General features: G+C 57.8%; 11 protein-coding genes. 8 read left to right on the top strand and 3 right to left on the bottom strand.

The window, feature by feature from the left end:
• The first annotated feature begins 12 nt into the window (after nt 1-12).
• Entirely contained in the window at nt 13-2,301 is a 2,289-nt protein-coding gene (locus tag QMN93_RS01455) for an FdhF/YdeP family oxidoreductase (protein ID WP_193139442.1), read from the top strand.
• A 22-nt stretch (nt 2,302-2,323) separates the two neighbouring features.
• Nucleotides 2,324-3,220 (top strand): LysR family transcriptional regulator, encoded by an 897-nt coding sequence (locus tag QMN93_RS01460; RefSeq protein WP_193139988.1) that lies wholly within the window; start codon nt 2,324-2,326, stop codon nt 3,218-3,220.
• Here QMN93_RS01460 and QMN93_RS01465 read toward each other — a convergent pair.
• Nucleotides 3,199-3,957, bottom strand: a complete 759-nt coding sequence (locus QMN93_RS01465; protein WP_193139445.1) for a phosphate/phosphite/phosphonate ABC transporter substrate-binding protein — start codon at nt 3,955-3,957, stop codon at nt 3,199-3,201. The genes QMN93_RS01460 and QMN93_RS01465 overlap by 22 nt on opposite strands.
• Nucleotides 3,950-4,921, bottom strand: coding sequence for a fatty acid desaturase (locus QMN93_RS01470; protein ID WP_193139447.1), 972 nt, complete (start codon nt 4,919-4,921; stop codon nt 3,950-3,952). Before QMN93_RS01470 ends, QMN93_RS01465 begins: the two co-directional genes overlap by 8 nt.
• A 149-nt stretch (nt 4,922-5,070) precedes the next feature.
• On the opposite strand from QMN93_RS01470, the gene QMN93_RS01475 reads away from it, so the two are divergent.
• The 4 genes from QMN93_RS01475 to QMN93_RS01490 all read left to right on the top strand — a co-directional run bounded on the left by QMN93_RS01475 (nt 5,071) and on the right by QMN93_RS01490 (nt 8,815).
• A complete protein-coding gene (locus tag QMN93_RS01475) occupies nt 5,071-6,051 on the top strand; it encodes a GlxA family transcriptional regulator (protein WP_193139449.1) in 981 nt (326 codons plus the stop codon).
• A gap of 78 nt (nt 6,052-6,129) precedes the next feature.
• The gene (gap, locus tag QMN93_RS01480) at nt 6,130-7,140 is read left to right on the top strand and encodes a type I glyceraldehyde-3-phosphate dehydrogenase (RefSeq protein ID WP_193139452.1); all 1,011 of its coding nucleotides are present in this window, start codon (nt 6,130-6,132) and stop codon (nt 7,138-7,140) included.
• A 281-nt stretch (nt 7,141-7,421) separates the two neighbouring features.
• On the top strand, nt 7,422-8,126 hold the full coding sequence (locus QMN93_RS01485; RefSeq protein ID WP_193139454.1) for a hypothetical protein: 705 nt from the start codon (nt 7,422-7,424) through the stop codon (nt 8,124-8,126).
• Nucleotides 8,127-8,335: 209 nt separating this feature from the next.
• Entirely contained in the window at nt 8,336-8,815 is a 480-nt protein-coding gene (locus QMN93_RS01490) for a type VI secretion system tube protein TssD (protein ID WP_048977923.1), read from the top strand.
• A 48-nt stretch (nt 8,816-8,863) separates the two neighbouring features.
• Here QMN93_RS01490 and QMN93_RS01495 read toward each other — a convergent pair whose 3' ends face one another.
• Nucleotides 8,864-10,051: an MFS transporter gene (locus QMN93_RS01495; RefSeq protein ID WP_029740089.1), complete on the bottom strand. Its 1,188-nt coding sequence runs from the start codon at nt 10,049-10,051 to the stop codon at nt 8,864-8,866.
• A 115-nt stretch (nt 10,052-10,166) separates the two neighbouring features.
• On the opposite strand from QMN93_RS01495, the gene QMN93_RS01500 reads away from it, so the two are divergent.
• A complete protein-coding gene (locus QMN93_RS01500) occupies nt 10,167-11,123 on the top strand; it encodes an AraC family transcriptional regulator (RefSeq protein ID WP_193139456.1) in 957 nt (318 codons plus the stop codon).
• 102 nt (nt 11,124-11,225) lie between these two features.
• On the top strand, nt 11,226-12,911 hold the full coding sequence (locus QMN93_RS01505) for an alpha,alpha-trehalase (RefSeq protein ID WP_058841376.1): 1,686 nt from the start codon (nt 11,226-11,228) through the stop codon (nt 12,909-12,911).
• Nucleotides 12,912-13,374 lie beyond the last annotated feature (463 nt).

A 13,374-nucleotide genomic window follows, 5' to 3' on the forward strand; every position in this document is an offset into this window, starting at 1 on the left:
TCAGGAGTGGGTATGAATAAGAAAAGACGCTCGGTGCCGGGTATCAGACACTATGACGGTCCTGCCGGAGGCTGGGGCGCGTTAAAAGCGACGGCCATCGCGGTACGTACCCAAATGGATACCCTGGACGCTCCCGCGACGCTGCTGCGCACCAACCAGCCTGACGGTTTCGACTGCCCGGGCTGCGCGTGGCCGGATAAAGAACACAAGTCGACGTTCCAGTTCTGCGAGAACGGCGCAAAAGCTGTGACCTGGGAAGCGACCAGCAAACGCGTTACCCCCGCGTTTCTGGCCGAAAACAGCGTCTCCTCGCTGCTGGCAAAATCGGACTTTGAACTGGAAGGCTACGGTCGACTGACGCATCCCCTGCGCTACGACCGGGCAAGCGATACCTTCCGGCCCGTCGACTGGGAAGAGGCGTTTCAACGCATCGGCGCAGTATTGCGCGGGCTCGAACCGGACCAGGTCGAGTTCTATACCTCCGGACGCGCCTCTAACGAAGCGGCGTATCTGTTCCAGCTGTTCGCCCGCGAATACGGCACCAATAACTTCCCCGACTGCTCGAATATGTGTCACGAGGCCACCAGCGTCGGTTTGCCGCGTTCGATTGGCATCGGGAAAGGCACCGTCTCGCTGGACGACTTTGATAAGACCGAGCTGGTGATCTCTATCGGCCACAACCCCGGCACCAACCATCCGCGAATGATGGGGACCCTCCATGAGCTGGCCCGTCGCAACGTGCCGATTATCGTCTTTAACCCGCTGCGCGAGCGCGCCCTAGAACGCTTCGCCGACCCGCAAAGCGTGATTGAAATGGCGACCTACGGCTCAACGGATATCGCCTCGACCTATTTCCAGGTGAAGGCCGGGGGCGATGCCGCCGCGCTGAAAGGCATTGCCAAACATCTGCTGGAAATGGAGGCCGAACGCGGTGACGTGCTCGACCATGCGTTTATTGCCGAACACACCCAGGGCAGTGAGGACTTCGCCGCCGATATCGCGCAAACCCGCTGGGACGAGATCGAGCGCGAGTCGGGCCTGAACCGGGCGGCGCTCAAAAAGGTGGCCGACGCCTATGCGAAATCAAATGCCACCATCATTACCTACGGGATGGGTATTACCCAGCACAATAAAGGTACGGCGAACGTCCGCCTGATCGCTGACCTGCTGCTGCTGCGCGGAAACATCGGCAAGCCCGGCGCGGGAATCTGCCCCCTGCGCGGCCACTCTAACGTTCAGGGTAACCGCACCGTCGGGATCAGCGAGAAGCCTACCCCGGCCTTCCTGAACCGTCTGAAGGACGTTTTCGGCTTTGAGCCGCCGTCTCACCACGGACACGATGCGGTGCAGGCCACGCAGGCGATGATCGACGGCCGCGCGAAGGCGCTCATCTGCCTCGGGGGTAATTTTGCCGTCGCGATGCCCGATCACGAGCGGGGTTTTCCGGCGATGGGTAACCTGGATTTGAGCGTGCACGTCGGGACCAAGCTCAACCGTACCCATCTGCTGGTGGGCAAAGAGACCTTTATCTTTCCGTGCCTCGGCCGCACCGAGCTGGATCTCCAGGCCACCGGCCGTCAGTCCATTACCGTCGAAGACTCCATGTCGATGGTGCATGCCTCGTCCGGCAAGCTGAAGCCCGCCTCGCCGTTGCTCCGTTCGGAGCCGGCTATCGTCGCCGGCATGGCGAAAGCCACGCTGCCGGAAACCCGCGTGGACTGGCTGACGCTGGTAGAAGATTACGACCGGATCCGCGATCTGATCGAGCAGACCATTCCGGGCTTTGAGAACTACAACGCGCGGATCCGCGTTCCCGGGGGCTTCCGCATGCCGCTGCCGCCGACGCAACGCATCTGGCCAACGGCGACGGGAAAAGCGATCTTCTCGGTGTTCGACGGCGTTCACGAGAATGCCAGCGGCGAAGGTGAGCACGTTCTGCGGTTAATCACGCTGCGCAGCCACGACCAGTACAACACCACCATTTACGCGCTGGACGACCGCTACCGCGGCGTGTTTGGCCGCCGCGACGTGCTGTTTATGAACGAAGACGATATGGCGCAGTCAGGCCTGGAACACGGCGACCGCGTGGATATCGAAACCGCCCTCCCCGGCAGCGTCCAGCGTTTGAAGGACATTACCGTGGTGGCGTACAGCATCGCGCCGGGCACCGTCGGCGCCTATTACCCGGAGGCCAACGTGCTGGTACCGCTTGATTATCTGGATAAGGACAGCGGTACGCCGTCGTATAAATCCGTTCCGGTTCGCATCACCCTGCGCTCGAAAGAGATCCGCATGCTGTAAGGCTGCTCGCGCAGAGATAATGATGGATATTAAACAGTTAAAATATTTAATCGCACTCGACGAGACCCGGCACTTTGGTAAAGCGGCCTCGCAGTGCAACGTCACCCAGCCGACCCTCTCCATGCGCATCCGCAGCCTGGAAGAGGAGCTGGGGCTGGTGCTGATCGTGCGCGGGCAGCGCTTTGAAGGGTTTACGCCGGAGGGGGAACGCATCCTCGCGTGGGCCCGCGCCCTGCTTGCCGCACACGACGGGTTACAGGCGGAAGCCGCGCTGTGCAAAGGCCAGGTGGTGGGCGAATTACGTCTGGGGATGGTGCCGCTGGCGAGCGTGGATCCGATGATCTTTATTCGCCAGCTAACGCAAAAATACCCGGAGCTGACCTACAGCCTCTATTCCATGTCCTCAGCGCAGATTGCCGACGGCGTCAGCCGCAATCAGCTTGAGCTGGGAATTTGCTACCTCAACAGCATCGACACCAGCCTGTTTGACGTTATCCAGCTGCCAAAAACGAAGATGGGCCTGCTGCACGACACTCGCCATTTCAAGCTCGGCCAGGCAGCGCTGACGTGGCACGACCTGACGGATTTTCCTCTGGGGTTCCTGACTAAAGGGATGCACTACCGGGCGCATATGGAGGCCAGCTTTAAATCTGCAGGCATCGAACCCACGTCCGTTTTCGAAAGCGACTCAACGTTTCAGATCATTCAGGCGGTTCAGAGCGGCGTGTGCTGCGCCGTCATGCCGCTGAACAACGGGCTGGAGGCACTGAACGGCAACTTCAGGATTGTCCCCATCGCCGACGCGAACATTGAGGCTCCCGTCGGCCTGATTATGCGCAGGCAGAAGCCCGTCTCCTCGCTGGCGCTGCGCTGTTTTACCGACGCGCAGGAGATTTATCACGCGGTCAATGAGGCGTAGGCCTCCCGCGTCACCACGCTAAAACCGCCGATCAGCACCGCGTCGCGCACCTCCCGGTATTCCGGCGCATCCACCAGCTCGTGAAGCGCATCGCGAATGGCGTTAAGCGTTTCAGGCGAGGTGTCATGCGAGGTGATCAGCGGCAGTCCCGGCGTCAGCGGGGTGCGGCCAATGACCGCCAGTCCCGCAAGGCGTTCCGGCTCATGGCGCTGCAGCAGTGCCCAGGTCACGCAGTCGATGGCCGCAATATCCCCCGCCCCGCGTTTCACATCAATCAGCGACTGGCGATGGCTGCCGCTGAAGGACGTTTGCGCGAAAAAGGGACCGTCGTTCGCAAGGGGAGCCACTATTTTTCGCAGCGCATTGTAGCCGGACTGGGAATCCGGGGAATTACAGACCGCCCGACGTCCGCGAAAACCCGCCAGCGTGAGGTGCCGATCCTCCTCGCGCACCGCCAGAAAGCTGCGGTACTGGATCCCTTCGCAGCCCGGCGCCGCGTAGTGAAAACAGCCGACCACCTGCACGTCCGGGAGCTGCGTGACCAGCGGATAACCGCAGGTCTGGCTGAGGATAAGCGCAGGCTGTTGCCAGTGCCTCAGCAGATCGGACTCCGGCCAGCCGGGGTCACGATCGACGGACACACCGCGCGCGGCCAACAGCCCCTTTACCGCCAGCCAGAGCGCGCGGGTATTGGCGCGATCCACGGCATACATGGGCAACGCCAGCAGGTTACTCATAACCTTCCCCCTGTTGTTTTGCGGGATGAACGGTGACGTCGACGGGTCTCACCCAGAACTGACGCAGCCATTCACCATAGCCCCTGACGAGAAAACCGTGGTTTCGCTGCTGGTACGCCTCCCGGTTTTGCTCGTAGATGGCCTTCAGCCCGTACCAGGGAACGCCCGGCAGATCGTGATGTACTGAATGGTAGTTGAGATTCAAAAACAGCACCCGCCAGAACAGCCCCGCCTCATTAATAACGGAGCGCGCCAGCGGGTCGTCCGCCGCGCGATGTTCGAAAAACGATCGGATCTTGGTCAGCGCCAGCGCCGGATAGCTGACCGCCAGCACGAACCAGACGGGTGAAAAGCCGGTATGCGTCATCCAGGCGAAGAGCGCCACCAGCAGCAAAACGTGAATCAGCCACATTGACATTGCCCGCAGCTGAAGGTGACGAAACGCCGCCGCAGCGCTGCCCAGCGTCTGAAGGATATCCAGCAGCGGGGCCAGCACCAGCCGCCCGGCGAAGGTATTCCGCGCCCGAATCATACGTTTCTGCCAGGGGGAAAAGCGCGCCCAGCTCTCGTCGGTAAAATAGTACGACTCCGGGTCATCCACCGGATGGGTCAGGCTATGGTGCCGATGATGGGCGAGATGGGAGTCCCGGTACAGGCCATACGGATACCAGACCGCCAGCGGGAGCGTGCCAAACAGCTGGTTGAGCCAGGCAAAACGCGTGGGGTGCCCGTGGATCAGCTCATGCTGCAGGGACATGTACCAGGCGGTAAACCCGATGAGCAGGAGCGTGGCGGGCAGCAGGCCGAGCGTTTGCCAGAACGCCAGCGTGGCAAACCAGCCTGCATAAATAGTGATAATCAACAGCCACGTGGGCAGTTCGCTGCGCCATAAAAAACCCGATGCAAGGTGGCGGATTTGTTCGCGTTGTTGCGGATGTAAATAGAGGGAGCTTCGTTGACTCATTCCTTCAGACGCCGTTTCGCCAGAGATAATTCTCTGACGATCGGGGATAACGCCTGAAATAACAAAGAACTTAAATCGCATTGCTTTGCCAGAAACGTGGGGCGCACGCGCTGCTTGACTTATTCTGTGATAAAGGTACTTTTCAGGACATGAAGAAGATCCTGATTATTGTTCCCGACGGCGGCATGCTGTTTGAAGCCGCCGGTATCGCCGACATTCTGATGCAGGCCAACCGGCTGCATCCGGAAGGGCTTGCGCAGCCGCGCTACCGGATTATCATCGCCACCACCCAGCCTCACCAGGTGATCCACGGCCAGTCCGGCCTGAATCTGCTGGCGGACTATCCCCTGCCGGAGCTGGACCCGCGTGAACCGCTGGACACCATTATCATCACCGGACGCGGCATGAACGAGCAGGAGAGCACGGCGGTGGTGGACTGGCTGCACCTCGCTGCGCCGCACGCCCGGCGGGTAGCCTCCATCTGCGGCGGCGCGATGCTGCTGGCCCAGACCGGCCTGCTGGACGGTCGCCGTGCGACCACCCACTGGCGGCTGCTGGAGACGATGCAAGTCCAGTATCCGGCTATCCACGTCGAAGGCGGTCCGCTGTATATTCAGGATGGCCCCATCTGGACCTCCGGCGGCGTGAGTTCCGGGTTCGATCTGACCCTGGCGCTGGTGGAAGACGACTACGGATTTACCCTCGCCCGCGACGTGGCGCAGGACATGGTGATGTATCTGCGCCGTCCCGGCGGCCAGCTGCAGTTCAGCCGTTACAGCCTGCAGCAGCCCGGCACATCGGGCCCGATAAGCGAACTGCAAACCTGGATCCTGCAAAACCTCACCGCCGACCTGTGCGTGGAAAATCTGGCCGAGAAAGCGGCAATGAGCCCGCGTAATTTCACCCGCGTGTTTACCCGCGACGCGGGAGTTTCTCCGGCCCGCTACGTGACCGAAGCGCGGCTTGCCGCGGCCCGCCAGCTGCTTGAGCAGACCCATGACTCCCTTGAACGCGTTGCCGAGCAAAGCGGGTTTGGCACCAGCATTAACCTGCGCCGCATCTTTGAGAAACAGCTTCACCTCACGCCCGGCGAGTACCGCCAGCGCTTCCACTGCCGCAAAATGGCGTAATCTGATCCTTTTTTGTCGTTTACGCCAACCGGCCCGACGCCTACAGTGACTCCAGACAACAGAGATAAGGAGTGCACCATGGTTAAGGTCGGTATTAACGGTTTCGGCCGTATCGGACGTAATTTCCTGCGCGCGGCGCTGGGTAACCCGGATCTGCAGATTGTGGCCATTAACGATCTGACGGACAGTAAAACCCTCGCCCACCTGCTGAAACATGATTCCCTTCTGGGCAAGCTTCCCGCCCCGGTTGAAGCGGCAGACGGCGCGCTGCAGGTAGACGGGCAGCGGATCGCCGTATTTAGCGAACGCGATCCGGCGAATATCCCGTGGCGTGACGTCGGCGTTGACGTGGTGATTGAGGCCACCGGCTTCTTTACCGAGCGGGAAAAAGCGGCGGTGTATATCACCCACGGCGGCGCTAAGCGCGTCATCATTTCCGCCCCCGGGAAGAACGACGACCTGACGATTGTGATGGGGGTTAATCACGAGCAGTACGATCCCGCCCGTCACGCGGTGGTGAGTAACGGGAGCTGCACCACGAACGGCCTGGCGCCGGCCGCTCAGGTTCTGCATCAGCAGTTCGGGATTGAGCATGGCCTGATGAATACCACGCACGCCTACACCAACAGCCAGGCGCTGCACGATCAGCCTGAGAAAGATCTGCGCGGCGCGCGCGCGGCGGCGCTGTCGATTGTGCCTTACTCCAGCGGCGCGGCAAAAGCGCTGGGGAAAGTGATCCCCTCTCTGGACGGCAAACTGACCGGGTACTCCCTGCGCGTGCCGGTGCCGGTGGTGTCGATTGTGGATTTAACGGTAACGCTGAGCCGTAACGTAACAGCCGAAGAGGTGAATGACGCGTTCCGCAACGCGGCCGCCAGCGGACCTCTGAAAGGCATTCTGGGCTACAGCGATGAACCGCTGGTCTCCAGCGATTACCAGGGTGACCCACGTTCCTCAATTATCGACGGGCTTTCCACGCTGGTGATTGGCGGGAACATGGTGAAGATCCTGGCGTGGTACGACAACGAGTGGGGCTTCTCTAACCGTCTGGTGGATTTGGCGGTGCTGATGGATAAGAAAGGGCTGTAAGTCTTACCGTGGTGCCGGGTGGCTCTTGCGCTTACCCGGCCTACACATTATGTCATCATTCAGTAATATCTCCCCCTTCCTCGCTGAATATATAATTCTCAATAATCTCAAGATTATTTAACTCTTTCTAATTCATCGCATCAATTATAAAAACGCACCAATTAACTTAGAAAATAGGTTAATATTTATTCTTTATTTTACGTTTAAAATTGCGAGTCCGATCACTGTCCTTAGTCGATAACGTAGACCATGATACACCCTGCACACAACAGGGACATATTATGTATTACAGCAAGGAAATTATAGAAAGAATTGGATCCGATAAAGATCTCGCAGTAAGGCTCGATCGTGCCGTCGCGGGGGTAAAAGATGGTGCCATAGAATATTTAAACAATCTTGGTGATGCCACCACGCGATTGCTTTATTATACGTCTTGCTTTACAGACAATTATCAGGATGTCTGTACACAATTGCGCTCAGAAGACAAGAGGTTCATTTTTGGTGTTGTAGAATTAGTTAAACACAGAGATTTAATCTTCCGCATGGTTAAGATATATTTAGAAACAATGCTTAAAAACAGAAGTGAAGATGAGAAAAAAAGCATACTCCAGAAAGTCATACCCTTCACAACCAATTATTCAGTTAAACAAGCTTCGAAATTCGGCTTAATTTATGCTGTTACAAAGTACATATGTTATAGCAATCAAATGAATACCGCAGTGCAAAGGGTGTTAATGACAAAAGTTGCTGGGAGAACGGGTGGCGTATTTTTAGTGTTAAACGGTTATGCAATGATTCAACACGCTGCCGACAGTGCCAATAATCTTAAAAAAAACCTTCCGTTATTTTACCATGCATTATATATGGAAAATATTGAAATGATGTTCTTTCTCATCGAACCCGTAATAATGAAAGCTGGCTACCTGAATATTTATACAGCATCAGACAATGATATTACGAAGGCATTTATAAAAATGGCCCAATAATGCGAGAATTCATTAAGAGCATCATTAAACTTATTATCGAAGACTGGAAGAATGATTTGAAAGCATATGGCACAATTTTTGTCATTGTGACTTTATCAACGATACCAGCTACCTTCATCGAGGATGACCAAACCGCAATGCTTATCATTGGGGCTATTGTTGTGATTGTTTTTTATATAGCGTACTTCTACGAGCCAAAAGGATGAAACATGTCTACGCCAGCACATATATGGTTTACTGATGAAAATAACGCGCCCGTTTCAGGCGAGTGTTTAATGCCTACAAGATTGGGCTCTACCGAACTCAAATCGTTTAATCACTCCGTCTGGATCCCCACCAGTTCCAACACGGGAAAACTGACAGGAACGCGCCTTCATGTTCCAATCACCTTTGAAAAAGAAATAGACCGCATCACACCCTATTTATTTCGTGCTGTATGTACAGGCAAAACCTTCAAATCTGCATTAATCAAAATGTATAAAATTGATGACGCCGGTATTGAGCGCGAATACTTCAATATCACTCTGGAAAACGTCAAAATAACCAGGATCTCGCCAGTATTGCACCCGCTCGGTATCGCAAGTGCGCATATGGAAGAAGTCGAACTCCGTTATGAATCGATTGAATGGAAATATTGCGACGGGAATATCATGTTTAAAGACACCTGGAATGAAAGAGCAACAGCATAGAACAATGAACAACCGTTAAGTCCCTCTCCCCAAGGAGAGGGAAAAGACTCACTCTGCTTTCACTTTCACGCCCATAAACACAATTACCATTGCCGTTACCAGCAAAAGACCGCTGCCCGCGAATACCCCGCTGGCGCCGTTGAGGTCAAATACCGCGCCGCCCCCGGCCGCACCGGCACTTATCGCCAGTTGAATTGAGGCCACCAGCAGCCCGCCTGCACTTTCGGCTTCATCCGGAACGGTAGTGGCAAGCCAGGTTGACCAGCCCACCGGAACCAGACCAAATGCAAAGCCCCACAGCGCGACCAGGAACCCGTCCAGCATCGCCAGATGACCAAATGCCACCATCGTGAGCGCAAGAACGCCCATTGCGAACGGCACCAGCGCCAGCGTCAGGCGCAGATTACGCGCCAGCAGATGCCCGGCAACCGAGGTGCCGACAAAGTTGGCCAGCCCAAAGCCCAGCAGGATCAGCGAAATGGTCTCCACGCTCGCCTGCCCCACCGTTTCCAGGAACGGGCGCAGGTAGGTAAAGAAGGCGAAATGGCCGCTGAAAATCAGGATGGTCGCCAGCATGCCGCCGATCATCCCCGGACGACGCAGCACGCGGAACAGCGTACTCAGGCTGCCGCTGCTCTCCGGCTTCATGGACGGCAGGACCCAGAGCTGCCACAGCAGCGCCAGCATGCTCGGCAGAATGCAGAGAACAAAGACGTTGCGCCAGCCGATCAGGCTGCCCAGATAGCTGCCGAGCGGCGCCGCGACCACCGTGGCTATCGATACGCTGGAGAAGATCACCGCCAGCGCCTTCGGCACTTTATCCGCCGGAACCAGGCGCATCGTGGTCGCCGTCGACATCGCCCAGAATCCCCCGATGGCTACCCCGAGCAGCAAACGCCCCATCAGCAGGACGTGCAGCGTCGGCGCAAAGGCCACCAGCAGGCTGGAGATAATTTGCAGGACCGAGAAAAACATCAGCACCCAGCGGCGGTCGATGCTTTTGGTCGCCGGCGTAATCAGCAGTCCGGTTACCAGCGCCACCAGCGCAGTGGCGGTGACGGCCTGTCCGGCCATTCCCTCACTTACGCCCAGGCTCGCGGCCATCGGCGTTAACAGACTGGCGGGCAGAAATTCTGCCGTAATCAACCCAAACACCCCCAGCCCCAGTGAATAGACGGCCCGCCAGGCGGGTTTTGCAGGCGCTACCGCCTCGCTCGCCGCGACACATGAATTCATCTGTTTTTCTCCCGTTATAAAAATGTGACAACTGTCGCAAAAGCATAGAAGGTTCACCCTGGACGATCTATGACATATAATCTCCACTTATTGATTATTCGTCCGGAGTTGCGCCATGACCGTACAGTCACCCGATCTGATCAGCGAACTTTTACGCGGCATGCGTCTGTCAGGTGTGAAATACCGGCGGATCCAGGCCAGCGCGCCGTTTGGCGTCGCCTTCCATCAGGCGCCCGGTAGGGCGCAGTTTCATTTTGTGAGCCACGGTAGCGCCCTGCTGCGAATGGAAAGCGGTGCGACGTTCGAACTGAGCAGCGGCGATGCCCTCTTTATTCCTTGCGGTGATTCCCATGCTCTGCTCTCTGACGAGCGGGCAACCATTACGCCCATCAATGCCTTTCCCAGCGAGCCCATCTGCAGCTCGGTGTGTGCCATCACCTGCGAACCCTGCCCGGAAAGCGAGAACACCATCATCTTTAGCGGATGCATGGATTTTGAGCTGGGCGGGATGCAGCCGCTGATCAAGGCGATGCCGGAAGTGATGATGGTCAGCCGGCTGATGTCCACCTGGCCGGAGATCCACCCGCTGCTGGCGGCGATGGAGCGGGAATCCGTTTCGCGTCAGGCCGGGTACGCCGGGATCCTTGCGCGTCTGGCCGACGTGGTGGCCGCGTTAATCGTGCGCGGCTGGGTTGAAGGCGGATGTGGTAAAGCCACCGGCTGGGTGCAGGTTCTGCGCGACCCGCGCCTGAGCCGGGCCATTTACGCCATGCACCAGCAGCCCGGCCTGAACTGGAGCGTGGCGGATCTGGCAAAAGAAGCGGGCACGTCCCGTTCCGTGTTCGCCGAACGATTCCTGGCCGCGACGGGAACCACCCCGGCAAAATATCTCAGCGAGCTGAGGATGCGGCTGGCCATCCAGTACATTCGCCACGAAAATCAGCCGATTGAAACCGTCGCACTGCGGCTCGGGTACGGCTCTCTGGCGGCATTTAGCCGGGCATTTAAGCGCATCATTGGACATGCGCCGGGCACGCTGCGGGAAGCCAGACAGACGCCGGAAGAGGTCTGACGGGCAGGCAATTATTAACGCGAAGCGGGCAATATTCGTCTAAGGTTTTCAGGTGATTGACAACAGCGGTCACGCTGTTTAGTGAAGACAGGAGACGAACTGATGATAAGACCTCGTACACTACGCCCCGCGTTCTTGCCCCTTGCGTTAGGAGGCGCGCTGCTCGGCGTCACGACTTGCGGTTATGCCGACGATAGCCCCGCAGCCCAGACAACCTCACCCGATATTTTGCTGGGCCCTCTGTTTAACGATGTGCAAAGCGCCAAACTGTTTCCCGATCAGAAAACCTTCGCGGATGCCGTCCCCAAAAGCGACCCGCTGATGATTCTGGCGGATTACCGGATGCAGCACGCGCAGTCCAGCTTTGACTTACGCCACTTTGTCGAGATGAACTTTACGCTCCCTGCGGAAGGGGAAAAATATGTTCCGCCTGCTGGACAAAGTTTACGTGAGCACATCGACGATCTCTGGCCCGTACTGACGCGCACCACGGATAAAGCCAGCAACAAATGGGATTCCCTTCTGCCGTTACCCAAACCTTACGTTGTGCCCGGCGGCCGTTTCCGCGAGGTCTACTACTGGGACAGCTATTTCACCATGCTGGGCCTGGCGGAGAGCGAACACTGGGACAAAATCAGCGACATGGTGGATAACTTTGCGTATGAGATTGACACCTTCGGCCACATTCCCAACGGCAACCGCAGCTATTACCTGAGCCGCTCCCAGCCGCCGTTTTTCTCAATGATGGTTGAACTGCTGGCGACCCACGACAGCGATGCGCTGAAGAAGTACCGCCCGCAGATGGAGAAAGAGTATGCCTACTGGATGGACGGCGTCGACGCCCTTCAGCCGGGGCAGGCTAACAAACGCGTGGTGAAGCTGGACGACGGCGCTATCCTCAACCGCTACTGGGACGACCGCGATACCCCGCGCCCGGAGTCATGGCTTGACGACGTGAATACCGCCAAAAGTAACCCTAACCGGCCTGCGACCGAGATCTACCGTGATTTGCGTTCCGCTGCGGCCTCGGGCTGGGACTTTAGCTCGCGCTGGATGGACGATCCGCAAAAGCTCGGCACCATCCGGACCACCAGCATTGTCCCCGTGGACCTGAACGCCCTGATGTTCAAGATGGAAAAACTGCTGGCGCGGGCAAGCCAGGAGAGTGGCGACGCCGCCAGCGCAAGTAAATACGAGGCGCTGGCGACGGCGCGTCAGAAAGCCATCGAGAGCCACCTGTGGAATGATAAAGAGGGCTGGTACGCGGATTACGATCTGAAAAGCAAGAAGGTACGCAATCAGCTCACGGCGGCAGCCCTGTTCCCGCTTTACGTGAAGGCGGCGGCGCAGGACCGGGCCGATAAAGTCGCTGCGGCAACCTCATCGCGCCTGTTGAAGCCGGGCGGTATTGCGACCACCACCGTCAATAGCGGCCAGCAGTGGGATGCGCCAAACGGCTGGGCCCCGCTGCAGTGGGTGGCCGCGGAAGGGCTGCAGAATTACGGGCAAGAAAAGGTCTCGATGGACGTGACCTGGCGCTTCCTGAAGAACGTCCAGCATACTTACGACCGCGAAAAGAAACTGGTCGAGAAGTATGACGTGTCGACAACCGGTACGGGTGGCGGCGGCGGCGAGTATCCGCTGCAGGACGGCTTCGGCTGGAGTAACGGCGTAACGCTGAAAATGCTGGATCGGGTCTGTCCGAAAGCAAAACCGTGCGACAGCGTGCCGGAGAATCAGCCTGCGGCGAATGAGGAGGCTGCGCCGGTGAAAGCTGCGGCGCAGTGAGGGTATTGCCGGGTGGCGGCTACGCCTTACCCGGCCTGCGCGTGCTGGCTCTAATCCTCACAAATTAATGCGAGTAGCGAACAATCCCCTCGCCCCTTTGGGGAGAGGGTTAGGGTGAGGGGAACATACGGCTGCGGTGGTCATTCCGTTCACTTTATGTTCCTTGCTATTCTGTAACGACATGGCCTGTGAACGTGCCAGGGTGGCTCAATCGCCACCACCCTGGCGACCCGGGCTCCCGGCGGTAAATCGCCGCTTCGCGGTGCCCTCGTCTTATTCCTTCCGGCTTATCGGGGACGGGCGGAGGTAACGTCCCTGTAAAGCCCGCCCTCTCGGCGCATCCATGCGCCTCGCCCCGGCCTTCAGGAAACGCCTCAGCGATTTACAGCCGGACCATGGCGTCGCTGCGAATAAATCGTTTCACTTTAAAAAACAGAATCGCTTCTGGTTAAAAATTTACTGG

Origin of the sequence: Enterobacter sp. R-1.6.2 (assembly GCF_035064085.1) — a bacterium.
In the GTDB taxonomy this organism is placed as follows: Bacteria; Pseudomonadota; Gammaproteobacteria; order Enterobacterales; family Enterobacteriaceae; genus Enterobacter; species Enterobacter asburiae_B.

Excerpts from the sequence above, each read along its gene's own strand:
- QMN93_RS01505 (WP_058841376.1), top strand. The coding sequence starts at position 11,226 with ATGATAAGACCTCGTACACTACGCCCCGCGTTCTTGCCCCTTGCGTTA.
- QMN93_RS01465 (WP_193139445.1), bottom strand. The coding sequence starts at position 3,957 with ATGAGTAACCTGCTGGCGTTGCCCATGTATGCCGTGGATCGCGCCAAT.
- QMN93_RS01485 (WP_193139454.1), top strand. The coding sequence starts at position 7,422 with ATGTATTACAGCAAGGAAATTATAGAAAGAATTGGATCCGATAAAGAT.
- QMN93_RS01500 (WP_193139456.1), top strand. The coding sequence starts at position 10,167 with ATGACCGTACAGTCACCCGATCTGATCAGCGAACTTTTACGCGGCATG.
- QMN93_RS01495 (WP_029740089.1), bottom strand. The coding sequence starts at position 10,051 with ATGAATTCATGTGTCGCGGCGAGCGAGGCGGTAGCGCCTGCAAAACCC.
- QMN93_RS01475 (WP_193139449.1), top strand. The coding sequence starts at position 5,071 with ATGAAGAAGATCCTGATTATTGTTCCCGACGGCGGCATGCTGTTTGAA.
- QMN93_RS01460 (WP_193139988.1), top strand. The coding sequence starts at position 2,324 with ATGGATATTAAACAGTTAAAATATTTAATCGCACTCGACGAGACCCGG.
- gap (WP_193139452.1), top strand. The coding sequence starts at position 6,130 with ATGGTTAAGGTCGGTATTAACGGTTTCGGCCGTATCGGACGTAATTTC.
- QMN93_RS01470 (WP_193139447.1), bottom strand. The coding sequence starts at position 4,921 with ATGAGTCAACGAAGCTCCCTCTATTTACATCCGCAACAACGCGAACAA.
- QMN93_RS01490 (WP_048977923.1), top strand. The coding sequence starts at position 8,336 with ATGTCTACGCCAGCACATATATGGTTTACTGATGAAAATAACGCGCCC.
- QMN93_RS01455 (WP_193139442.1), top strand. The coding sequence starts at position 13 with ATGAATAAGAAAAGACGCTCGGTGCCGGGTATCAGACACTATGACGGT.